Annotated in this window: 24 protein-coding genes; 12 read left to right on the top strand and 12 right to left on the bottom strand. The window is 38.8% G+C overall.

Annotated elements, in window-relative coordinates; genetic code table 11:
- Positions 1-24: 24 nt before the first annotated feature.
- Positions 25-1317: a serine hydrolase gene (locus PGP85_RS07020; protein WP_270326759.1), complete on the top strand. Its 1293-nt coding sequence runs from the start codon at positions 25-27 to the stop codon at positions 1315-1317.
- Between the two features lie 64 nt (positions 1318-1381).
- Here PGP85_RS07020 and PGP85_RS07025 read toward each other — a convergent pair whose 3' ends face one another.
- Positions 1382-1867: a GyrI-like domain-containing protein gene (locus PGP85_RS07025; protein WP_010740802.1), complete on the bottom strand. Its 486-nt coding sequence runs from the start codon at positions 1865-1867 to the stop codon at positions 1382-1384.
- A gap of 162 nt (positions 1868-2029) precedes the next feature.
- On the opposite strand from PGP85_RS07025, the gene PGP85_RS07030 reads away from it, so the two are divergent.
- Positions 2030-3223, top strand: a complete 1194-nt coding sequence (locus PGP85_RS07030; protein ID WP_010740803.1) for a YdcF family protein — start codon at positions 2030-2032, stop codon at positions 3221-3223.
- A gap of 70 nt (positions 3224-3293) precedes the next feature.
- Here the strand turns inward: PGP85_RS07030 and PGP85_RS07035 are convergent, their stop codons facing one another.
- Positions 3294-5642 carry an ABC transporter ATP-binding protein/permease gene (locus PGP85_RS07035; RefSeq protein WP_010740804.1) on the bottom strand — a complete coding sequence of 783 codons (2349 nt, stop codon included), beginning with the start codon at positions 5640-5642 and terminating at the stop codon, positions 3294-3296.
- 130 nt (positions 5643-5772) lie between these two features.
- Between PGP85_RS07035 and PGP85_RS07040 the strand changes: the two genes are divergently transcribed.
- From PGP85_RS07040 to PGP85_RS07050, 3 genes are all read left to right on the top strand, one after another.
- A complete protein-coding gene (locus tag PGP85_RS07040; RefSeq protein ID WP_010740805.1) occupies positions 5773-6447 on the top strand; it encodes a response regulator transcription factor in 675 nt (224 codons plus the stop codon).
- Entirely contained in the window at positions 6444-7493 is a 1050-nt protein-coding gene (locus PGP85_RS07045; RefSeq protein WP_270326763.1) for a sensor histidine kinase, read from the top strand. The genes PGP85_RS07040 and PGP85_RS07045 overlap by 4 nt, the downstream gene beginning before the upstream one ends.
- An 86-nt stretch (positions 7494-7579) precedes the next feature.
- A complete protein-coding gene (locus PGP85_RS07050) occupies positions 7580-7888 on the top strand; it encodes a hypothetical protein (RefSeq protein WP_010740807.1) in 309 nt (102 codons plus the stop codon).
- Positions 7889-7924: 36 nt separating this feature from the next.
- Here PGP85_RS07050 and PGP85_RS07055 read toward each other — a convergent pair whose 3' ends face one another.
- Positions 7925-8242, bottom strand: a complete 318-nt coding sequence (locus PGP85_RS07055) for an AzlD domain-containing protein (RefSeq protein ID WP_010740808.1) — start codon at positions 8240-8242, stop codon at positions 7925-7927.
- The gene (locus PGP85_RS07060) at positions 8235-8990 is read right to left on the bottom strand and encodes an AzlC family ABC transporter permease (RefSeq protein WP_010740809.1); all 756 of its coding nucleotides are present in this window, start codon (positions 8988-8990) and stop codon (positions 8235-8237) included. Before PGP85_RS07060 ends, PGP85_RS07055 begins: the two co-directional genes overlap by 8 nt.
- A gap of 547 nt (positions 8991-9537) precedes the next feature.
- Between PGP85_RS07060 and PGP85_RS07065 the strand changes: the two genes are divergently transcribed.
- Entirely contained in the window at positions 9538-10227 is a 690-nt protein-coding gene (locus PGP85_RS07065) for a YoaK family protein (RefSeq protein WP_270326764.1), read from the top strand.
- Between the two features lie 35 nt (positions 10228-10262).
- Here the strand turns inward: PGP85_RS07065 and PGP85_RS07070 are convergent, their stop codons facing one another.
- The 4 genes from PGP85_RS07070 to PGP85_RS07085 all read right to left on the bottom strand — a co-directional run bounded on the left by PGP85_RS07070 (position 10263) and on the right by PGP85_RS07085 (position 12653).
- On the bottom strand, positions 10263-10775 hold the full coding sequence (locus PGP85_RS07070) for a VanZ family protein (RefSeq protein ID WP_010740811.1): 513 nt from the start codon (positions 10773-10775) through the stop codon (positions 10263-10265).
- Positions 10776-10803: 28 nt separating this feature from the next.
- Positions 10804-11379 (bottom strand): DUF4097 family beta strand repeat-containing protein, encoded by a 576-nt coding sequence (locus PGP85_RS07075; RefSeq protein ID WP_270326765.1) that lies wholly within the window; start codon positions 11377-11379, stop codon positions 10804-10806.
- On the bottom strand, positions 11376-11615 hold the full coding sequence (locus PGP85_RS07080) for a hypothetical protein (RefSeq protein WP_270326767.1): 240 nt from the start codon (positions 11613-11615) through the stop codon (positions 11376-11378). Before PGP85_RS07080 ends, PGP85_RS07075 begins: the two co-directional genes overlap by 4 nt.
- A gap of 87 nt (positions 11616-11702) precedes the next feature.
- Positions 11703-12653 (bottom strand): aromatic acid exporter family protein, encoded by a 951-nt coding sequence (locus PGP85_RS07085; protein ID WP_270326770.1) that lies wholly within the window; start codon positions 12651-12653, stop codon positions 11703-11705.
- Positions 12654-12926: 273 nt separating this feature from the next.
- Here PGP85_RS07085 and PGP85_RS07090 point away from each other — a divergent pair, with 273 nt between their 5' ends.
- The 5 genes from PGP85_RS07090 to PGP85_RS07110 all read left to right on the top strand — a co-directional run bounded on the left by PGP85_RS07090 (position 12927) and on the right by PGP85_RS07110 (position 16945).
- Positions 12927-13388: a DUF441 domain-containing protein gene (locus PGP85_RS07090; RefSeq protein WP_010740814.1), complete on the top strand. Its 462-nt coding sequence runs from the start codon at positions 12927-12929 to the stop codon at positions 13386-13388.
- A 160-nt stretch (positions 13389-13548) separates the two neighbouring features.
- Entirely contained in the window at positions 13549-15291 is a 1743-nt protein-coding gene (locus PGP85_RS07095) for an ABC1 kinase family protein (protein ID WP_270326772.1), read from the top strand.
- Between the two features lie 264 nt (positions 15292-15555).
- Positions 15556-16131 (top strand): alkaline shock response membrane anchor protein AmaP, encoded by a 576-nt coding sequence (gene amaP, locus PGP85_RS07100; RefSeq protein WP_010740816.1) that lies wholly within the window; start codon positions 15556-15558, stop codon positions 16129-16131.
- An 11-nt stretch (positions 16132-16142) separates the two neighbouring features.
- A complete protein-coding gene (locus PGP85_RS07105; protein ID WP_010740817.1) occupies positions 16143-16331 on the top strand; it encodes a DUF2273 domain-containing protein in 189 nt (62 codons plus the stop codon).
- A gap of 77 nt (positions 16332-16408) precedes the next feature.
- The gene (locus tag PGP85_RS07110; RefSeq protein ID WP_010740818.1) at positions 16409-16945 is read left to right on the top strand and encodes an Asp23/Gls24 family envelope stress response protein; all 537 of its coding nucleotides are present in this window, start codon (positions 16409-16411) and stop codon (positions 16943-16945) included.
- Positions 16946-17031: 86 nt separating this feature from the next.
- Here the strand turns inward: PGP85_RS07110 and PGP85_RS07115 are convergent, their stop codons facing one another.
- The 4 genes from PGP85_RS07115 to PGP85_RS07130 form a co-directional block, all read right to left on the bottom strand.
- Entirely contained in the window at positions 17032-17982 is a 951-nt protein-coding gene (locus PGP85_RS07115; protein ID WP_270326774.1) for a P1 family peptidase, read from the bottom strand.
- Positions 17983-18126: 144 nt separating this feature from the next.
- Positions 18127-19131 carry a nucleoid-associated protein gene (locus tag PGP85_RS07120; protein WP_010740821.1) on the bottom strand — a complete coding sequence of 335 codons (1005 nt, stop codon included), beginning with the start codon at positions 19129-19131 and terminating at the stop codon, positions 18127-18129.
- Positions 19132-19308: 177 nt separating this feature from the next.
- A complete protein-coding gene (locus tag PGP85_RS07125) occupies positions 19309-19980 on the bottom strand; it encodes an ABC transporter ATP-binding protein (protein ID WP_090403054.1) in 672 nt (223 codons plus the stop codon).
- A 1-nt stretch (position 19981) separates the two neighbouring features.
- Positions 19982-21052 carry an ABC transporter permease gene (locus tag PGP85_RS07130; protein ID WP_270326777.1) on the bottom strand — a complete coding sequence of 357 codons (1071 nt, stop codon included), beginning with the start codon at positions 21050-21052 and terminating at the stop codon, positions 19982-19984.
- Between the two features lie 110 nt (positions 21053-21162).
- Between PGP85_RS07130 and PGP85_RS07135 the strand changes: the two genes are divergently transcribed.
- Positions 21163-21753 (top strand): TetR/AcrR family transcriptional regulator, encoded by a 591-nt coding sequence (locus PGP85_RS07135; protein ID WP_270326778.1) that lies wholly within the window; start codon positions 21163-21165, stop codon positions 21751-21753.
- Positions 21754-21787: the final 34 nt, after the last annotated feature.

The raw sequence follows: 21787 nt of genomic DNA on the forward strand, positions 1-21787 counted from the left end.
TAATAGAAATAAAGGAGCCCATCAATGAATAAAAAGAAAAGATTTCCCCTCGTTTTGGTTGTCCTAGTAATTTTTTTCCAAAGTCTCATAGGAATCACCGCCCATGCGGCAGATGAATTTTCTGTCAATGCGAATGCAGGATACGCCATTGACGCTGACTCGGGAAAAGTATTTTTCAACCAGGATGGGGACACCCCAAAAGGCATTGCTTCCATCACTAAAACGATTACGGCATACCTCGTTTTAGATGCAATCAAGCAGCAGAAAATTTCTTGGGAGCAAGAAGTACCGATCTCGGAGTACGCTGAAAAATTGAGCACCGTCCCTGATTTATCAAATGTTACGTTAGTACGTGGGCAAAAATACACTGTTAAAGATCTTTTCGAAGCCATGATCGTCCAGTCAGCCAACGCATGTGCAGTCGCTCTGGCTGAATTAATTGCTGGAAGTGAGCATACTTTTGTAAATCAAATGCGTGAACAACTTACAAAATGGGATATTAAAGACGCAACTATCATTAATGCTTCTGGATTAAGTAATGTTTATCTTGGTGAGCACGTTTACCCAGGCACCCAAGAAAACGATGAAAACTTGATGTCTGCTCGTGATGTAGCGATCGTTGCCCAACACTTGATCAAAGATTTCCCTGAGGTTTTAGAAACTTCTAAAATCACCGAAAAAACTTTCGCGCCAAACACTTCTCAACCTGATGAGATGAAAAATTGGAACGTCATGCTATTTGATGGTCCTAATTATAAAGAAGGCGTAGATGGATTAAAAACTGGGACCACCGATTTAGCCGGGGCATGTTTTGTCGGTACGATTCAAAAGGACGGGCGCCGTGTCATCACCGTGATTCTGAATGCTCTAAACCAGGACAATGATGAAAATGCACGATTTGCAGAAACAGATAAATTAATGGATTACTGTTTGAATAATTGGAGTCAGCAGGATGTAACCGCCGCAGGACAAACTCCCACCGATAAAAAGAGCTTAAAAGTCACTGAAGGTAAACAGAAAACTGTTTCCTTGGCCATGGAGAAACCTGTAAAACTTTGGGTACGAAGCGATATGGATCCAACTAATCTGACGATCAAAACAACATTAGATCAGTCCTTGTTAGATAACAATGCCATCATCGCACCTGTTCACAAAAACGAAAAAATTGGTACTGTCAGTGTTTCATTAGCTCAAGACACTTTAGGTTATGTTCAAAAAGGTGAAGGTGCTACAACCGATCTTGTAACAAATAATGAAGTTGAAAAGGCCAATACCTTTGAACTGATCTGGCAAAAAATCACTAGCTTATTCGCATAACTTTGAAAGTCTAGTGTATTGGACAAGATAAATAAAAAAACTTTCGACTCGAGTCGAAAGTTTTTTATTTTGCTTTGAAAGGAAAATATAATTCGACTTCTCCCTCCGCAAAATGCGGTAAATAATGTTCATGAATTGCACCTGCAAGTTCTACTTGTTCTAGAGGAAAAATTTCTCCTAACATTAGGTTGGTCGCATCTTCAATTTTTTCTGCACTGGCCTTGACTGTCAGATAACTCATTGGCGGGATTTCCCACCGTACCCAACCATCAGGTGCCTCTGCTGTCTCCGGTACTTGGACGCCTGCAAGATAGCGTCCCTCTTGCTGCCACGGTTCCAACCAATGTTCACCATCACTCATTAATCCCCATAAATGCAGATCCTTCATCTCTTGTCCTGCTAAAAGTTCAATCAACTCTTCAAAATGGGTATTCATTTGGTCCCATAATAACGGAACCCACGATGGCCCATCTTCTGCTAATCCACGTCCTTCTTTACCAATTACAAAAAATGTCGGCAAATCAACACGATCGACTCCTTTGATTTCCATCCGCATTCCTCCTCCCCATAATTTTACTAATCTTCTACAAGAAAACCAACTAATAGTTCTTAACTGCGTGTTTCTCATTTTATTTGCTATACTATCAAAGAAAGATACTGCTGAATTGGCAGGAGACTTAACCCTAAAGAATATATAAAAAGGTGTGATGGAATGGACATACAACGAGATTTACTTGCTTTAGCCATTTATTTTATTATTTTGATTGGTTTACTGGTTCGCTTTAGACATAAGAAACTTCGCTATTTTTCAATGTGGACGGGAATATTTTTGGTTTTATACTTTTGTGCGATTGAGATTCAAAAGAAAACCTTTTTCATTTTGATTCCGCTCTTGTTTTTTTCACTATTCTGTTTTTTCTATTTCAAAGAAAAATGTCGCCTACGGAATGGATGGCTGCTCAATCTTTTCCTGATCAGTTTTATGGGATACGTAGGTCTTGTTACAGCAACTTCTAGTTCATTGATTGGTGCGGGAATTCTCGCTGTTTTACTGATCTTGTTCTTAGTAACGATTTTATTTGGATTATATGCAGCAATTATATTTCTGATTGGGAACAGCTTTATTGTTCTGCGGCATGAGTCGCGTAAACTTCCTAATCTATTAACCCTGATTTTAGGGCTGGCGATTATTGCACTGATTATCTTGCAGAGCTTCGGACCAAAAATTTTACCAAACTGGTCCGTCATCCTGTTGTCGATTCCGACAACTATCGCAGTTTATTTCTTTATCGTATTTTGGAATTTTCTATCGATTTCATTACTCTACCAGTTCAATCATCCAAAATATAATCAAGACTTCATTATTGTCTTAGGTGCTGGTTTAATTAATGGGGAAAAAGTCACTCCCTTGTTAGCAAAACGCATTGACCGTGCAATCCAATTTTATCGCAAACAAAGCGAAGAAACATTATCTCCGCCACAACTTTTAATGTCTGGCGGACAAGGGGCAGATGAAAAGGTTCCTGAGTCCCAAGCGATGCGGGAATATGCGTTGGAGCAAGGAATTCCTGCTGAAGATATCCTTATGGAAGCTCAATCTACCAACACACTCGAAAATATGCGCTTTAGTAAAGAGATCATGGAACGTGAAAAACCTTCCGGTTACCATGCTATATTTACCTCGAACAACTACCATATTTTCAGAGCTGGAATGTACGCAGAAGATGTTGGACTGAAAATTGATGGCATTGGTTCAAAAACTGCCCGCTATTATTTACCGAATGCTTTTTTGCGGGAATTCATTGCCGTTGCCCTAATGAATAAACGTCTACACCTTTTCATCTGCGGACTGATCACTTTAGGTTTCGTTGCATTAGCTGTCATTAACTATTTTTTTGTTGGATAGTTTTTCCAATTATAGAACTACGAAAAATGGATTCAAAAAATCGAGCAGAGAATTCTCTGCTCGATTTCTTTTATTCTGCTCGTAATGCAATAGCGGCATCTTTCTTCGCTGCCATCTTCGCTGGGATATGTCCGCCAATCATTGTCAATACGGTTGATACGACAATCAAAATGATGCCGTGAACCGGATTTAGCTGCGCAACATTTTTCAGCTCGGTCATGTTATACAAAATCGCATTGATTGGGAAAGTCGCCAAGTAAGCAATGACTACACCCAGTGTTCCTGAGGCAACACCCAAAATACAGGTTTCTGCATCAAACACACGCGTAATATCTTTTTTCCGTGCACCTAAGGCCTTCAAGACCCCGATTTCTTTCGTCCGTTCAATCACTGACGTATAAGTGATGATACCAATCATGATCATACTAGTCACTAATGAGATTCCGGCGAAAGCTACTAGGACATAGGTGATCGCATCCATCAATCCGCCAGTCAACTCAGTCATCGTTCCTGCTAAGTCGGTGTAGATAATTTTGTCTTCTTTTTTCTTGCCCTTATTATAATCATCCAGGTAACTCAAGATTTGTTCTTTGTCCTTGTAGTTGTTTGGATAAATCATAATACTGCTTGGAATACTATCTCCGCCTAAATAAGCAATCGTACTTTCCTTCGTTGTATCATCTAAAGCTTCATTCGTCATCACATTCGTGTTTACATCTCTTTGTGCTTTGACGATCTCTGAGTTTTCATTGTCGTTAACGATTTTAGAGGTTAGCTCATTGCTATAGGCAATTCCCGGTGCCAAAAGATTCATCGTTGATGAGCTCTTCACACGCAAGATTCCTGAAATCTTTAAAACATCATTGTTGGCATTATCGTACATAGCCTTGTAATCATTATTTGGAATAAAATTTCCTGTTGGTAATTTTGAATAGTATTCATTGTTGTTGATCAATTTAAATTCAGTACCAATAATTTTGTCAAAATCTAATTTGTCGCCATCCTTGATATCAAAGCCAAGATTTTTCAATGAATTGATGTTAGTACTGTTATTCGCATCGACAATCAACACGACATCCGTGTTCGCTTTTGGATAAGCGCCTGATAATAATTTATAATTATCCTCTAGAAAATTGCCAGAACTTTTATCTAACTGTGTTGGGAAAGAAGAAACACCCATACCGGTCATACTAGACATCGCACTCATCATTGATGGACCGCTGTCTGGTGCTTCGTTGGATAATTTGACCGGCTTCACATCACCATCCACATCACGCAAAAGATTCATTCCCACTACACGTGTAAAGCCAATATTATTACTTAATTTTGGATCAATCTTATTAATATAATCAACGTAATCTTGATTGAGCTTATTCGTATGCTGTGCTTTGTCTTCATCGCTGATTTTCGCAACTATATTGTTTTTGTTCTCATTACTTGTTTTACTTGCCTTATCAGAACCCAGCGCTTGATTTCGATTGGCCGTTTGATCCGTCGTTGTTTTTGAAATCGTGATCGGATACTTCGCCATCGTTTCAGCCTGAGTACTATCAATTTGCTTTTGGAATCCACTCGATAATGAAAGAACGATCCCAATGCTGATAATCCCAATACTGGAGGCAAATGCTGTTAAGAACGTCCGCCCCTTTTTGGTCCGCAAGTTGTTGAAGGAGAGTTTCAAGGCCGTCATGAATTTCATTTTGGTTCTCTTTAATTGAAATTGCTCCCCCTTCTCACCTTCAATGTGGGGATGGGAGTCATTCATAATACGACCATCAGAAAACTCGATGATTCGATCAGCATACTCATTCGCCAGTGTTGGATTATGAGTAACCATGATGACTAATTTTTCTTTTGATAGTTCTTGAATCAAATTCATAATTTGAACACTCGTCTCAGTGTCCAAGGCTCCTGTTGGTTCGTCACAGAGTAAAATATCAGGATCATTTGCTAACGCCCGCGCGATCGCCACCCGCTGCATTTGTCCACCAGAAAGCTGATTCGGTTTTTTGTGCATATGATCTGCCAAACCTACTCGGCGCAATGCATCTTCTGCTCGTTGATTTTTTTCTTCTTTTGAGACACCGCTCAACGTCATTCCAAGTTCCACATTATCGATAATGCCTAGATGACCAATCAAGTTATAACTTTGGAAGACAAACCCAATGGAATTATTTCGATAAGCATCCCAATCGGCATCTTTAAATGTCTTCGTTGATTTTCCGTCGATTATCATATCACCGGAGTCGTAGTTGTCTAATCCACCGATCACATTCAGCATCGTCGTTTTACCAGAACCGCTGGCTCCTAAAATCGCAACAAATTCTTGTCGACGAAATGCAACTGATACGCCGTCCAAAGCCTTCGTGGTCGTATCACCCACATGGTAGTGTTTTTTTATGTCTTTTAGTTCTAACATTGCGTCACCCTTTTTCTCTTAGTTTACTTTGCCAAGATAGCATGGCATTATTAACTCAAAATGAACAAAAATTCATAGTAGGTTCACAGTGATTTGCTATTATTATTGAGCAAAAAGGAGGGCAACGCAAATGAATCGAATACTTATCGTAGAAGATGATGAAAACTTATCATTACTTTATCAATCCGCCTTAAAGAACGAACGCTTTGAAGTATTTCGTACGATGAACGGTGTAGAGGCTCTAGAACTTTTAGACAAACAATTTATTGACTTGATCATCAGCGATATTATGATGCCGGACATGGATGGTTATGAACTAGCAGAAAGTTTACGCGAAGCAGATTATGATCTTCCTATTTTATTTATCACTGCAAAGGATTCTTTTGAAGATAAAAAACGCGGGTTTACAATTGGTGTGGATGACTATATGGTGAAGCCAATCGATGTAAATGAAATGATTTTACGGGTAGACGCTTTATTGCGGCGTGCTCAAATCGTTCATACAAAAGAATTGATTGTCGGAAATACCCGATTAGATCAAGAGACGTATCAAATTAAAACTTCTGATCAAACGGAAACGCTGCCGCAAAAAGAATTTCTCCTCTTATATAAATTACTGGCCTATCCCAACAAAATTTTTACTCGCCAACAATTAATGGATGAGATATGGGGACTAGATTCCGATACCGATGAACGAACGATCGATGTTCATATCAAACGGCTGCGTACACGCTTAGAAAATAATCCCGATTTCTCTATTGAGACAATTCGTGGTTTGGGCTATAAGGCGGTTATCTACTCATGAGAAAAAAATTATTTTCCCAATTATGGATCTATTTTGTCGTGATCACCTTTTTGATGATGGTGATCGTACTATCAGTTTTCGTGGGACTGCTCTTCATGATTAATCATTTCCAATTGCTTGCTCCAGAACGAGAGGGACACCTGTTTCCCTTTTATTTCATTATCTTTCTAAGCCTAGTGATCGGAGCAGCTCTGTCGGTATTTGTCGGCAAACGAATTTTGCAGCCGATCGGTGATTTGCGTCAAGCTATGAGTAAAGTAGCCAAAGGTGACTTTGCGATTCAATTGAAGGAGCAGCAGCAAATGGAAGATGTTAAGGAGCTTTACCATGATTTTAATGTCATGGTAAAAGAATTGAGCAGCATTGAAACGTTGCGAAATGATTTTGTTTCTACTGTCTCTCACGAATTCAAAACGCCTATCGCAACGATTAAAGGTTATGTTCAACTACTGCAAAATGAAGCACTGTCACCTGAAGAACGACAAATTTACTTAGAACGCATGTTAGATGGTACGCAACAGCTGACTCATTTAACCGATAATATTTTAAAATTGAGCAAACTTGAAAACCAGGGATTAGGCCTTGATTTCCAGCCTTTTCGTTTAGACGAACAGATTCGCGAAGTGATTTTGTTTTTACAACCGAAATGGGAGCAGCTGAATCTGACTCTTGATCTGGACTTACCTCGCACCGATTACTATGGCAACGAAGAATTTTTATATCAGGTCTGGCTGAACCTAATGGATAACGCCATAAAATACAGTCCAAAAAACAGCAATATCTATGTACACCTGAAAAATGAAGAGACCGGGCAAGTCCTAACTATCAGCGATGAAGGCATCGGCATGACAAAAGAAGTAGCCGATCGTATTTTTGATAAATTTTATCAAAGCGATACCAGCCGAAAAACTAAAGGAAATGGCTTAGGTCTTGCTCTAGCAAAACAAATTGTTGAGCTACACCACGGAACGATCAAAGTCAACAGTTCGTTGAATAAAGGAAGCAACTTTAAAATCTTTTTGCCAAATAACTTAAAAACTTCATAATTAATTGAAACAAATGGCTAATTAATTCATCAATAGTTAATATTTCTTTTGTAAGCTATGAGTAACTTAAAGAAAGGGTGACCCCTATGATGGAGAAACAAAAAGTTACCAAGTCCGTGTACTTTGTAGAAGAGACACAAAATATCGAAGGCGCGTATGTTGAAGTCAACACACTTTTTGTCGCTGACAATCAAGAACAAGCAACCGAGGTCTACGAAAAATTAGTCAAAGAACAGCCAAAGAAATCCTTTGGTCTTTTATTAAATGAATACATTATCAATGCGGATGGCGGATTTTTCCATAATCTTTTGCAATCATGGAAAAATCTACCAGCTGAATTTTACAGAAAAATGCAAATCCTAACTTATCGGCCAATCGCTGAATATCAAAATTAACAAAAAAAGAGGCATCCGCGAAGGGCATGTCTCTTTTTAAATCATCGAAAGTAAAAATACAGCGGCCAATCCAGTAATAACGGATATCGCCATCGAACGCGTTTTATACGCGACACCAGCAACTAAAAACATCGCGATGATTCGCACATTACCAATCAAATCAAAATGATTGGCGCTGATAAACACATCTTTAAATACTAATGCCGCAAATAATGAAATTGGTACATATTTCATCCAATCGCTGAACCACTGCGGAACTTGCCGCTGTGAAAAATACAACATCGGAAACAGACGTGGCAAGTAAGAGGCGCCAAAAAGACAAAGGATCAATAACAGCAACGACGTATTACTCATGATGAACCTCCCCGCCGGTCAAATCATAATGATCCGGGCCGTCATTTTTGGTGTTGGCCGTCTTATGGATGCGTTCAATCAAATAGCCGACAAAAGAAGCTAATAAAGTCGCTAGAATCAATCCAAAGGTATTTTTAAATACCAGCATGAAAATAACTGCTAATCCACCAGATAATAACCCGGTAGCTAGTAAAAGGCCATTACTCAACTGCATCATAAACATAAAAATGAACATTGCGGTCAAAGCAAAATGAACCAGTTCAGTATCCACATGGATAACAGAACCAAAAATCGTGCCTAAAACCGTACTGCCTGTCCAAGAAGCCATCGAAAACCAATTAACATATAACGCTTTCTTTCGGTTCCACTCAGGATCAGTAGAATACTTCAAATAATTCACTGCATAATTTTCATCATTCATTGACTGAGAAAACAGTGCAATAAATGATCTTTTTTCTTTTTTAAAAAATTGCGACAAACTGGAGCCTAGCAATGCGTAACGCATCTCCAAGAAGAAAACCATTAAGATTGTGGACACAAATGATGCATGAACACTTATCATTGAGACGACTAAAAATTGCGCGCCTCCAGAAAAAACAAGCATCGAAAGCAAGGCGGTTAAGAAAATGTTAAATCCCGCTTTTTGTAAAAGCATGCCACATGCTAAACCAACCGGAATATAACTAAAACAAAGCGGCATCGCCGCGTATAACGCCTCTAACCATGGTGTCCTTTTTTTTACAGGCATGGTATGTTCTCAATTCCCTTCACGTTCACAGGATAAAAAGCATTTTCATTCTAACACATTCTTTCGAAAAAGATAGCACCCCGCGAACATCTTAACTCTTTAGAAAATCCCCTTCAAATATTCGTAAAATGAAAGAGTTTCTCTGATTCCCATTCGTTATTCAACTCATTTTAAACACTAAACCGAATTATACTCTTATCCGAAACAAAAAACATTTGCTTTTCCTGTGTAAAAAGAGGAAAGTTTTAAAATTTTCTTATGAAAACTTCATGTACGTTTTCACATTATACCGCTCTTCCTATTGGCAATATCAACGTATACTTACTAAAAATTATTGTCGAACACCCTCGATGGATTCGTATAGTGAATCAAGTCACTTCATTACTTAACACAAAGATCAGTGAATCGTTTTAGTCTTTATTGACTCCGTTAATCGAATGGGTCCTTTTAAGCTTAAAAAAAGTCTTAAGCATCTAAAAAAAATGAAACTAATTAACGATTTTCTGAAAATGTGATAAGATAGTCAGCGAAAAGAGATGAGTGACAGATGGAAAATAGTTTTCACGAGAATCGTTCGGTAGGTTTGTTGTTAACGTTTATCGGCGGAATGATAGACAGCTACACCTATATTCGCTATCAAGCATTTGCTTCTGCTCAAACCGGAAATATTATTTTAGCAATTATCCAAGCCTACGAGCGACAATGGAATATGGTCGGAAAAAAAATGCTTTCCACTTTGTTCTTTTTTTTAGGAATTCTCTTAGCAAAGTTCATGATTGATTACTTTAGAAAGAAAGAGATGCATTTTTGGCGATTGTTTCTGCTTTATTTTGAAGCCTTGATCTTTTTTATTCTCAGCTTCCACTTTCTGCAACCACATCCCGCAATTATTACAATCGTAATTGCGTTTACTGCTTCAATCCAGTGGATATCTTTTGATAAAATTAATGGACTTGCTTACACAAACTTATTCACAACAGGAAATTTAAAAGGTGTAGCCACGAATCTTTATGATTATTTGAGCACTAAAGATCAGGAAGCGAAGACGCGGTTTGTTCATTTCGTATTAGTCGTTTTGGCTTTTATTGCCGGCGCGATCGTCTCTGTATTCTCTTATCGGATGATTGGAGAAAAAGCCGTCTTGATCATCGCAGGATTATTTCTTTATCTGGCACTTTCAGAAACCTTTTTAGTTTGGCGGTTTCAACGTAATACAGATATTTTCGAAAAAAAATAGCCCTTCAGCAAAATCGCTGAAGAGCTTTTATTTCGTCAATTTAAGAAAAGTAATAACAAGACCATTCCCAAGCATAGGATTCCCATTATACTCCCTACTACAACCAATCTTTTATCCAATTTTGCTTCTGGAATAAAATGTGTTAGTCCTCGATAAATACTGACTCCCAAGAATCCGCCAACAAAATTCATTAAAAGATCTGTCGCATCGGTTGCCCCAATTCCTAAAATGAATTGCATCATTTCGATAAAAAGTGAAAACAGAAAGATAAAAGCGAGCTTCTTCATGAAAGAGGATTTCTTTGCAGAAATCCCTAAAAGAACACCCAGTGGAACAAAAACAACTGCATTTAAGATTATCTCATTGAATGCGATCTTGCCATTCACGATCATCGAATCTTGGAATGGAACCAAGTTGATTGATCTCATCGGATGAGATAGATTTGCTGCTATCTCGGAAAAGGATAGCGAGAATTTGAACAGTAAGATCCAAACCAATAGAATCAGGTAGATTCCCAGCAATAATTTGCTTAGTGTTTTACCAATCATTCCGCTGCCTCCTTCAAAAGAATGTCACTTACCGTACAAATGCGATCTCAATATCCCCGTTGCTCGTTCTAACTTCTAATTCTTTCGAACCATTGTCATGATTGCCCAAATTATTCGAGGCGTTACTAGTCTTGGAGGTAATCGCAAAATCATCCTTATCCCCAATCACCGTTCCATTAACCTCTGAGTTACTTGTGCTAAGTGAAAGTGCCTTTGATGGCTTCAAATCCATTAGATTGATCTTGCCATTAGAAGTATCAAATTCGCCTTCTCCAAAGCTCAAATCTTGCAGGTCCATTTTACTATTGCTGGTTTCAAACGATCCGTCATCAAACTTCATACGTGTCAACTCAACTTTGCCATTGCTAGTTTCTGCATCAATTGTACGAGCATCCACTTCACTAATCGTCATTTTACTGCTGCTTGTTTCCAAATCTAAATTATCCAATGTTAAATTCTCTGCCACAAGTTTTCCATTGGAAGTATCCACTTGCAGATCTTTTAACTTATCCTTTGGAACCTCAATGGTTACTGTAGGATTACTATTGCCAAAATTGAAGAAATTGAAACTGAAACCAATTGTCTTTTTCCGTTCTAAACTCAAGGTATTGTTTGTTTAATTTTGTACTTGATATCTCTGCTCTTTTTATAATTTATCCGCGTCTTGTTTCCAGACACTCCAACAACCTCAACTGGCATGTTGCGATCATCAACGACCAGCTTTTTAACGGTCCTTGATGTAGTGAACGTTTCATTACTCATCCGATTATGAAAGAACATACTGCTCATACTTACTAATGCGGCACCCACCAAAATTAACCCGATAACTATTTTTTTCATTTTTTATACCCCTCACCTGTTTTTCTTATCTTTATCATAAAGAAATTATCAACCGTTTACATGGGACAAAAGGCTGATTCTTTCTCATTACTTGTTCCGATAAAAACCCGCTTTGATTTCAATGAAATCTTGAAACAGTTGGAAAAGCTGGAAAAGCATCGCTCGTTCTTCAAAAGCTTGACGACTATCCGGCAATTGCTTTTGTTGATAACGTCGATCCGTCTCGGAAATTTTAATTAAAATCGCCGAACCATCATTATCTTCCGCTAAAGTCTGTGAGGTAAATTCAAACAATTCTCGCAACTCCTGAACATCCTCGGGTGCGGCAGTCAATCGATTCAGGATCTGCAACATATCGGCTAGAATTTTTAACTGCAAGCGGCGCATTGCGAAATACTCAAAATAATAGCTGTTACCAGAAAAGAAACGGTTTTCTTCATACTCCTGAGCTCGAATTTGCGCCTCTCGGACAAAGTCTCGAAGCGACAAACACTCTTGTCGCAATTCTTCTTCCTTCTCCGGTTGATTTAAATATGCAGACATCTGTCCCAACATTTTTTTCATTGAGACTTCGACTACCATTTGATCCTCCTGAATCTTTTTCTCCGTATTGGGCATGTAGAGATTGGCTATTAAGGCACAGCCAACACCAATTATCATCAGTAGATATTCATTGAAGATCAAACTCAACGGCATCTCACCCGCCACCAAATAATGAGTAATCAAGACGGAACTGACCGCAATACCTTCCGCTAAATCCAAACGAAGGGATAATGGAATAAAAAATAATAGATACAGTCCAAAAACCAATGGATGAAATCCTAAAAGCGAAAAACAAATGGCCGCGATAATCGTTGCAAGTGTTAAAGAAAAAATACGGTTCAACGCTGTCTTTGCAGTAGACCGCTTGGTATTCGTTACGGTTAAAATCGTAATAATTGCTGCCGATGCGGCTGATTCTAAACTCAGCCCATTAGCAATCAGTAAAGCAATTGGGGCTGCCGCCGCCGTTTTTATGGTACGTAATCCTATTTTCATCTGGTGCTCCTTATTTCTACTAATATACTTTTTGGCAAAAAATTTTTTAGACTGGATAAAATCGGAAAGCCTTCTGCTGATACTTCTTTTAAAAGCTTACACTAAAATCGTTTCGGAAAATAGTCGCAACTTGGCAAATTATCTTGTATAGTAAATACGGTGAAAGTTCCAGATCAGATAATCACAGAAATAGTTTATCTCTCCTGAGATAGGATAATGTGATTCTATAATTTACTTGCTGCAGCAAATAATCATACTAAGGGAGTGACCTTTATGGAAAGTTGGATTTTTTTAGGCGTCATTTTTTTGATTGCTCTTATTGCTAAAAACCAAAGTTTATTGATTGCGACGTCTGCAATTCTAATTTTAAAATTGATTCCACATTCGGATAAATTTTTGACCTTGTTGAACAAACAAGGGATTAACTGGGGCGTTACGTTAATCTCAGCGACGATCCTAGTCCCGATCGCTACTGGCGATATCGTTTTAAAAGATTTACTGAATACTTTGAAATCACCTCTTGGTTGGGTGGCGACAATCTGCGGTGTCTTAGTTGCGGTCTTGTCTTCAAAAGGAGTCGGGCTAATCAATCAGTCGCCTGAAGTAACCGTCGCTTTAGTTTTTGGAACAATCATGGGCGTCGTGTTCTTGAAGGGCATTGCCGCTGGCCCGGTAATCGCGGCAGGTATCACATACTGCATTATGCAAGTCATTCAAGTCGTGACAAATCACTAAATTTAACAAGCCCCAGATTATTTTTAGCAGAAAATAATTTGGGGCTTGTTTGTATCCCGGAAAAATCTCTTGTAAGATAGAAATGAATAGAACCCTTGATTTGTTTCCCATCCCAAAAAAACATTTACCTTTATATAAGTAAAGAAACGGAGGTGCTGTCATGAAAGAACAATCCAAGGCCGCACGATTACGTCAAATTGTAAAAGTTGTCAATCATTATAGTGTCGTCAAAAATATTACCCAGCAAAAGAACCCTGCCGAAGTTCGTCAAGCTTTTGAGGAATTAGGACCAACCTTCATCAAAGTTGGCCAAATGATGTCTGTGCGAACTGACATTTTCACACTGGATTTCACGAAAGAACTGCGCAAACTGCAAGACGACGTGAAAACAGATAACTTTGAATCAGTTAAAACTTTAGTTGAAAAAGAATTAGAATTGCCCTTAACAGAAATCTTTGAGCGTTTTGATGAACAGCCCTTCGCCTCTGCCTCGATCGCACAGGCTCACCATGCGCAATTAAAAAATGGTCAGCAGGTTGTTGTTAAAGTACAGCATCCGGGAATCGCCTACGAAATCGAGCTGGATTTGTCTTTGTTTGAAAAAGCCATTCCGATCGCTAACTGGGTCCCTGAAAGCAAAGTCATCGACCTTAAGAGCATTGTGAAAGAGATTCGTGTTTCACTGCAAAATGAGTTGGATTTCCAAAAAGAGCTGGTCTTAGCGGAAGAATTCTATCGTTTGAACAACGGCTGGAAAGAAATTCGTGCGCCTAAAATGGAGCCTGCCTACTCCACTAAAAAGGTCATCGTGATGGAACTGATGCCTGGCAAGAACCTAAAAGAATTGATCAACGCTGATGACGATAAAATCGTACAGGGCGAGAAAAACTATAAAGAACTAAAGAAAACAGTCAGTGAATTGTTAATCGAACATTTCATGAAGGAAGTATTTGAAGATGGCTTCTTCCATGCCGACCCCCACCCCGGCAATATTCTACTACAATTAATAAGTGACGAAGAAAACCAAAAGGAACAATCGATCAAATCAAAAGAGCATCAAGGAAAATTTGGAAAGATTCCTTACGAGATCACCTATTCTAAAAATGAACGGCTTCGCCCTTTCCGATTAAACTTTATTGATTTTGGTATGATGGGGACGATCACTCGCGAGATGCAGTCCAAAATGAGCAATACGATTATTGCTATCTACAGCAAAGATACTCAACGAATCGCTAATGCTGTTCATGCTATCTGCAAACAGGTTGGCAGCTTTGATGAAGAAAAATTTACCGATGAATTGGATGATTTTTTAAATCGCTATTTGAACTTGCCGGTTAAGGAGATCGATCTGCAAAAAGTATTCTCACAGGTGGTAATCATCTGTCACGATAATAATTTGCAGATTGATGATTCTGTCACGATGCTGATCAAGGCCTTTGGTACTTTAGAAGGCGTTATCGAAGACTTGAATCCAGATCTATCGTTGTTCGAAGTGGTCGCCCCTTTCGCACAAAAATATTTTATCCAACAATTGAATCTGAAAAACGAGCTGCAGGAAACAGGCTTAGATTATTTATCTACTTTAAAAGCTCTGCCAAAAATCCCAAGTCATGCGTTGAATGCTTTAGATACCTTTGCTAAAGGAAAAGGCAAACTGAACCTCGAAGTAAAAAATCAGCGAAATTTTTTGGAACGAGCAGAAGCCATGGTCAATCGTTTAGTGATCGGTTTGATTCTGTCTGCCTTAGTTATTGGTTCCTCTATCCTTGTGCAAACATCTCCAAAAGGCGATACACTGATTTCTGATCTGGGAATCTTTGGCTACTCTGTTGCTGCCCTGTCGATTCTTTTCCTAGTCGTTGAAAGCCTCTATCGCCGTTATCGAAAATGGAGAGAACGTTAAACTATTTATTAATAGAAGTGCGACAAAGTCATTTGTCACACTTCTTTTTTTTATTCAAAAAAACTGCTCGATCATTTTTTTCTATAATAATTTAAAAAATGAAAAATCCCGGTAAATATTATTATTCTCTTGACTAGAACCTTTCAATCTACACGAAAAAAGTTTTTTTAATAGAAATGCAAGCAAATTTTTTTACATAAAAGGGATATCATTTTATTATTTTATTGTAAACAATTTAGAAATATTGAAGTGAGGAGGTGCGGTATGAACAAAGTTCTCAAAACCATCCTAATTATTTTTTCACTGGTCTTACTTTCTATTTTTCTATCCGTTGTCGCAATCTACTACTTTATTGCTTCAAACCCGTTAGATTTTAGTTCATTGCAACAGTTTGTACTAACAAACGATTATGCTCAGCTATATTTATTCTGGGTAGCAGCAGCTCTAGCAATCTTAACGGTCATTGGAATTTTCGTGATTCTGTTTTATCCAAAACGAGTGACTAAATTTGTTTTGCAAGAAGATCGCGGAAAATTGGCTTTAGACAAGCGAGCAATTGAGGGATATGTTCGGACAAGTATCAAACAGGAAGACTTCATGGACAACCCAAAAGTTAATGTAACAGCAACGAAAAATAAAATTAGAGTGAATGTTCGCGGGCAATTGAAGAAGACATCGGGCCTGGTTGGTCAAACAGACCGTTGGGCTAAGAATGTGGAGACGAAGCTTCGGGAATTATTAGGACCTGAAGAAAAAGTCTCGATCAAAGTAAAACTTCAATCATTTGAACCCACGCCAACAGAAACAACGGTAACACGTACACGGCCGCGAGTAGAATAGGAGGAACAGCGATGCAGGAATTTTTAACACGAGACAAACTGCCTATGATCTTCGGTATCCTCGGTTTTATCTTAGCTGTGCTATTCTTTACCATCGGCTTCTTTAAAACGATCTTACTGATTTTGATCACAGTTATCGGAGTAGTTGTCGGCATCTATCTAAAGAACAACCATATTTTAGATGACTACCTGAAAAAATAGTTAACACAATCAGAATTGAACTAACTTTTTCTTTTAGAAAGGGTTAATACATTAATACACCTAGGAGGAAAGAAATTATGGATAACACAACAATCAAACCAACAGAAGTGAAAAAGGATGTAAAGGGCGAATTAACTTATGAAGACAAAGTGATTCAAAAAATCATCGGAATCGCTTTGGAAAACGTCAACGGCTTATTGACTGTAGACGGCGGTTTCTTCTCTAACATTAAGGACAAATTAGTCAATAGCGATGATGTAACTTCCGGTATCAGTACTGAAGTCGGCAAAAAGCAAGTTGCTGTTGATATGGATGTGGTCGTTGAATACGGCAAAGACATTGAAGACATTTATGATCAAATGAAAAAATTGATTTCTGAAGAAGTCGACAAAATGACTCATTTGGATGTAATCGAAGTGAATGTGAACGTTGTAGATATTAAAACGCGCGAAGAATATGAAGAAGATAGCGAAACAGTTCAAGATAAAGTCACTAGTGCTGCTCAAACGACTGGGAAATTCGCATCAAAACAAACCAATCGTGCGAAGAATGCTATGAGCAATCAAACTGAGAAAATCAGTGACAACTTAGAATCTGAACCACGCGTTAAATAAATCTTCCCCACTGACTAGCTGATCCTTGGCTAGTCTTTTGGTTTTAACTCAAAAGGGCCAAGACAAGTTCGTCTTGGCCCTTTCTTTTATACATCTTGATAAGCTAAATAATCGCCATAAGTCGCTGCTGTCTTCGTACCAGCAATAATTGCTCGACGAACAGCTTCAACAGCCAAGATCGATACCGCTTCAAAGCTTGCCTCGATTTGATTCGCCCCTAAAACAAATAGGGTATCGCCATCATAAGTCGTATGTGACGGACGAATCGCTCGTGCAATTCCATTATGACTAATATCAGCCAATTTATTCATCTTGGCTTTTGGAAAGGTCGCGTTCGTCATGACACAACCAATCACCGTATTTCCATCAAATAAGGCATCTTCGTTTTGATAGTGTTCAAGGAAAAGTTCTTCAGAAAATCCGATCTTTTTTTCACCCGGCTTACGGGCACCAGCAATAATTTTGCCAAGTTCTTCCTCATAGACGTCTCCTACGGCGTTGACTGCAATAACTGCTGTCACCCAAAGATTACCGTGGCGCATCGTGTACAGCCCGATACCACCTTTCATGGCGTTTTTCGCACCATTGATAGTCCCGACGCTGCAACCTGTCCCCGCACCATAGTTTCCTGCTTGAAATTGTTGTCCACTAAAGGCTTGTTCACAAGCGTTGCGCCCTGCTTGATAATTTGGCCGAACATCTGCACGCCCGATGCGCAGATCAAAAAGACTGGCTCCCACAACATTCGGTACAAACGTAATCCCCATGTCCCGACCAATACCGTTTTCTTCCAAAAAATCTACCACACCCGCGTTTGCCGCTAGTCCAAAGGCGCTTCCGCCAGATAATGTCACCCCGTGCACAAATTTTCGATTATTTTCCGATTTTAAAGCATCCGTATCACGAGTATTCGGTGAACCGCCGCGTACCGAAACACCGCCCGTCACGCCATCCTCACAGAGAATGACCGTACAGCCAGTCATCGCTTCCGCGTCCGTATATTGTCCAATGCGGAAAAATTCATTGTATTCTTCCATCTTGCTTCCTCCGATTATTTTCTTTATTCTAGCGCATTCTTTTAACTAGCTCAATTTCAAAGAGCCCTTTTTCGAACAAAAAAGGGCTCAGACTTTCTTCATGTAAATAGAACAAACATTGGAAACAGCTTTGATAGTCTGCTTCTACAGACGATTGATTACTTCATCAACATTCTTAATCGTCACAGAAATTGTGCCATCGGGATTATTGATAAATTCTATTAACTCAGGATTGCGATAAACATCCAAAGGCACGATCAATTCGATGCCGTTTGATAATTTTAACTTTTGTTTACCATATTTTTTCTCCGTGATTTCGCGGACCTCGCGTAAAAGCGGTGCTTGATCCACGTATCCTTTTTCTACGACTTCCTCTTGAAACGCCATTTGGGCCGATACATTGTCTTTAAAAACTTTTTGCGCAACGACCTTGGCATCGATCTGACCGCTTTCTTCTACCACATCGTAGACAGCTTCTTTCACATCAGCGATGACATCGTGTTTGGGATTTTCAAACTTCGCCCCAATTTTTTCTGCAACTTTTTTTATAACACGAACATTTTCTTCCAATGAAGGTGCTGGGCGGCTTTCAATCACTTGCGTTGAAAAATACAATCGTTTTTCCCCAGAAAAAGGATATTTTTTCTCAATCAGCTCATAACTCAAATTACCTAAATTGACTACGATGCCTTCATCGGCCTTTTGCGACTTGCTCGATAATAACGCACGGTGAATAATTAATTCGTTTTTCAATCCAGCCTCATCGGAATCTACTAGGTGTGTGTAGCCCTCGTGATAATTTACCTTTAAAAAGGCTAAGTACATTTGCGTGTCTTCTTCATATAAGACAACAAAAGCATCCGCACTTGGCGCCTCTTCACTCTCTTTATATGCCTCATACCAACGAGTCACGATTCTTTCGCTCACCGATAAAAAGTCATGTTCTGCCTGTTGGCTCAACAAAGCAAACGTTGAATCCTCTGTTAGCATTCCCGTTTTGGTTTGAGCTGAAGATAATTTTTGAATTTTCTTCGTTAAATATTCGCGAACGTATTCTTTTGTTAAGTCTAATTCGCTCTGACTATAAATCGGATCGCCCGATTCCCGATCAACGATATGAAGTGCTGCTTTTTTTAAATAAATATCCATGGATTTCCTGCTTTCTAAAAAATTGATTTTTCTAATCAACTGATAAACTACTAGTTCATTAATAAGATAAAATTTTTGCAACCTTATCATTGGTATTCAAACATAGTGAAACCGAAAATAGCAGAACCAGCAATTGTCAACCAGACTATCATACACAGGAAATGGGCTATTTAGCAACTATTCTTTCATTAAAAGTTTTCCGTCTTTCATTTGATAAACTTTGTCGCTCCACTGCGTCATTCGTTCATCATGAGTGACCATAACGATCGCTTTGCTGCGCTCATGAGCTTCTTTGGCTAAGAGTTTTACGACATCATAAGCATGATCAGAGTCAAGACTGGCTGTTGGTTCGTCTGCTAAAATTAATTGCGGATCATTGAATAATGAACGCGCGATGGCCACTCGTTGACGTTCTCCACCGGATAGTTCTTTCGGATACTGTTCTCGCAGTTCCCAAATATCCAAAGATTTCAACAGCTCTTCGATTTTTGCCGTATTTTTTTCTTGCTCGATTTTTTCTACTAATTGAAATTGTTCTTGAACCTTTAGAAAGGGAATCAAATTTGAACTTTGTAAAATAAACCCAATCTCTTTGAAGCGCGCCTTTGATCGATCCTTCTCGTTCATTTGACCAAAATCTGCTCCATTAATGGTTATTTTTCCTTCTGTTGGAGATTGCAGTCCACCAGCAATCGTTAGAAACGTACTCTTCCCTGAGCCTGATGGTCCAATTACACTGACAAATTCGCCTTGTGCAACAGTAAAATCGATATTTTTTAACGCAGTCACTTCTGTGTGCCCTTGACCAAATTTTTTTATAATATTTTCCATTCTTAAAATATCACTCATCTTATTCCCCTCCAATTGCTGTTACGGGATCAACTTTAGTAACTGTCCGCATCGAGAATAAGCCGCCGATCATCGCAACAAGTACTAAAATTACACTGTACAGTGTCCATTCTGACCAATGAACCGCAAACGGCATGGCGCTCGGCAAGATTAAACTCGTCAATATGCTTAAACCAATAGCGACTGCGACTCCAATAATTCCTACTAGAAAAGCCTGTGCCAAAATCGAACGAACTAGATAGCTAGTAGCCACGCCCTGAGCTTTCATCACGCCAAAGATCGATGTTTTTTGTAAAGTGATCACGTACATAAAGATTCCAATTATTGCGGTCACAACAACAAATAGAAAATAAATCATTGTATTCAGCGTTAATTTTTCCGGTGTGTAGCCAGGAATATTCTCGATAAAAGTCTCAGGAGTCATTTTATCCAATTTTGTTTGACCTTCTTGATTATCGATAGTCGTTTGACCTTTTGTCGCAATCAAATTAATCGGTTCATTGCCAGTTGGTTGCGCACCATATTTCAAATTTTTAAAGGTAGTTGAATTCAAGTAGATCACTGGTGCCAATGTATAAGTCGTTTCTTTCGTAATACCAACAATCTTTATTGTTTGATCATTGACTTTTATCTGCTGATTCAATTTATAGCCTTCCGATAAAAGATTTTCCGACACGATGATTTCGTTATCGTTTTTGTATAATCGCCCCTTAATGACTTTTGGTACGACAAATGCATCGTTAGCCGTGCCAAAAATTGAGACATTGGTTTTTTCACCATTGTTCTTTTTCTCTGCAGCAGTGGAGTAAATCCCCACTCCGGCTTTTTCTTTAGCCGTTACACGATCAGTATCACTTTTTTGTAATTGTGACGCATTGGCGATTTTATTGCTGTCTTCCGATAAAATAATCGCTGATGCTCCCCAGTCATCGATTGCCGTCCGATTGCCATCTGCCAAACCATTGGCCAATCCCGACAACATGAAAACCACGTAGGCGACGAGGATCATAATACCCACGATCAATCCATATCTTAATTTCGCATAGCGAATTTCTTTCCAAGCTAAAAACATTTACCTCACCCTTTCAAACGTTAGAATACACTTCTGGTGACAAAATGTCACCGATTTTGCTCATGTGCTATACTAAAGGAAAAAATGACTATCCATTGGGGAGGCAGCCCATGCCGAAAAAAACTTTTCTAAATTTACCAGAAACCCGGCAAGCAGAGATTCGCGCTTTGCTGCTGACAATTTTTTATGAAAAGCCCGTCAGTCTGGTCAAAGTCAGCGAAATAGTGAGCGCTTTGCAAATGTCGCGGGGAATTTTCTACAAATACTTTGAGGACCTAAACGATGCCTATGATTATTTGATCCATTTTTATGCAGGTCAGGTACATGGCGAGATCATCGACTATATGACCCAGCAAGAAGATGATTTTTTTCAAGGAATCGAAGCATTCTTGTTACTGTATGTCGATTTAGATGAGCGTTCTGATCGCTATCGCCAGTTAGTTCTCTTAGCACAAAACAGCTATCTTTTTTCCTATCGACCAAAAGCGGATCATGGTGTTGAAGCTTGGGAAAAACTTTTGGAAAAAAATAATTTCGCCATGCCTACATTAGAGGAACAGATCAGCTTTCTATATTTCTCAATGAAGCTGGTAATCGATTCCTTAACAGACATGTTAGCGAATCAATGGGGCGAAGAAGAATTATTAAAAGATTTTCGTTTTAAAACTGAGTGGTTACTTAAGGGCATTAAAAAACGCTGAAGTGAACTTCAGCGTTTTTTTTGGTTTTCTAAAA

Source organism: Enterococcus malodoratus (genome assembly GCF_027659535.1).
GTDB classification, from domain to species: domain Bacteria; phylum Bacillota; class Bacilli; order Lactobacillales; family Enterococcaceae; genus Enterococcus_A; species Enterococcus_A malodoratus.

Bases quoted from the DNA above. Each gene is read 5' to 3' on its own strand.
- PGP85_RS07020 (WP_270326759.1), top strand. From the start codon at position 25: ATGAATAAAAAGAAAAGATTTCCCCTCGTTTTGGTTGTCCTAGTAATT.
- PGP85_RS07025 (WP_010740802.1), bottom strand. From the start codon at position 1,867: ATGGAAATCAAAGGAGTCGATCGTGTTGATTTGCCGACATTTTTTGTA.
- PGP85_RS07030 (WP_010740803.1), top strand. From the start codon at position 2,030: ATGGACATACAACGAGATTTACTTGCTTTAGCCATTTATTTTATTATT.
- PGP85_RS07035 (WP_010740804.1), bottom strand. From the start codon at position 5,642: ATGTTAGAACTAAAAGACATAAAAAAACACTACCATGTGGGTGATACG.
- PGP85_RS07040 (WP_010740805.1), top strand. From the start codon at position 5,773: ATGAATCGAATACTTATCGTAGAAGATGATGAAAACTTATCATTACTT.
- PGP85_RS07045 (WP_270326763.1), top strand. From the start codon at position 6,444: ATGAGAAAAAAATTATTTTCCCAATTATGGATCTATTTTGTCGTGATC.
- PGP85_RS07050 (WP_010740807.1), top strand. From the start codon at position 7,580: ATGATGGAGAAACAAAAAGTTACCAAGTCCGTGTACTTTGTAGAAGAG.
- PGP85_RS07055 (WP_010740808.1), bottom strand. From the start codon at position 8,242: ATGAGTAATACGTCGTTGCTGTTATTGATCCTTTGTCTTTTTGGCGCC.
- PGP85_RS07060 (WP_010740809.1), bottom strand. From the start codon at position 8,990: ATGCCTGTAAAAAAAAGGACACCATGGTTAGAGGCGTTATACGCGGCG.
- PGP85_RS07065 (WP_270326764.1), top strand. From the start codon at position 9,538: ATGGAAAATAGTTTTCACGAGAATCGTTCGGTAGGTTTGTTGTTAACG.
- PGP85_RS07070 (WP_010740811.1), bottom strand. From the start codon at position 10,775: ATGATTGGTAAAACACTAAGCAAATTATTGCTGGGAATCTACCTGATT.
- PGP85_RS07080 (WP_270326767.1), bottom strand. From the start codon at position 11,615: ATGAAAAAAATAGTTATCGGGTTAATTTTGGTGGGTGCCGCATTAGTA.
- PGP85_RS07085 (WP_270326770.1), bottom strand. From the start codon at position 12,653: ATGAAAATAGGATTACGTACCATAAAAACGGCGGCGGCAGCCCCAATT.
- PGP85_RS07090 (WP_010740814.1), top strand. From the start codon at position 12,927: ATGGAAAGTTGGATTTTTTTAGGCGTCATTTTTTTGATTGCTCTTATT.
- PGP85_RS07095 (WP_270326772.1), top strand. From the start codon at position 13,549: ATGAAAGAACAATCCAAGGCCGCACGATTACGTCAAATTGTAAAAGTT.
- amaP (WP_010740816.1), top strand. From the start codon at position 15,556: ATGAACAAAGTTCTCAAAACCATCCTAATTATTTTTTCACTGGTCTTA.
- PGP85_RS07105 (WP_010740817.1), top strand. From the start codon at position 16,143: ATGCAGGAATTTTTAACACGAGACAAACTGCCTATGATCTTCGGTATC.
- PGP85_RS07110 (WP_010740818.1), top strand. From the start codon at position 16,409: ATGGATAACACAACAATCAAACCAACAGAAGTGAAAAAGGATGTAAAG.
- PGP85_RS07115 (WP_270326774.1), bottom strand. From the start codon at position 17,982: ATGGAAGAATACAATGAATTTTTCCGCATTGGACAATATACGGACGCG.
- PGP85_RS07120 (WP_010740821.1), bottom strand. From the start codon at position 19,131: ATGGATATTTATTTAAAAAAAGCAGCACTTCATATCGTTGATCGGGAA.
- PGP85_RS07125 (WP_090403054.1), bottom strand. From the start codon at position 19,980: ATGAGTGATATTTTAAGAATGGAAAATATTATAAAAAAATTTGGTCAA.
- PGP85_RS07130 (WP_270326777.1), bottom strand. From the start codon at position 21,052: ATGTTTTTAGCTTGGAAAGAAATTCGCTATGCGAAATTAAGATATGGA.
- PGP85_RS07135 (WP_270326778.1), top strand. From the start codon at position 21,163: ATGCCGAAAAAAACTTTTCTAAATTTACCAGAAACCCGGCAAGCAGAG.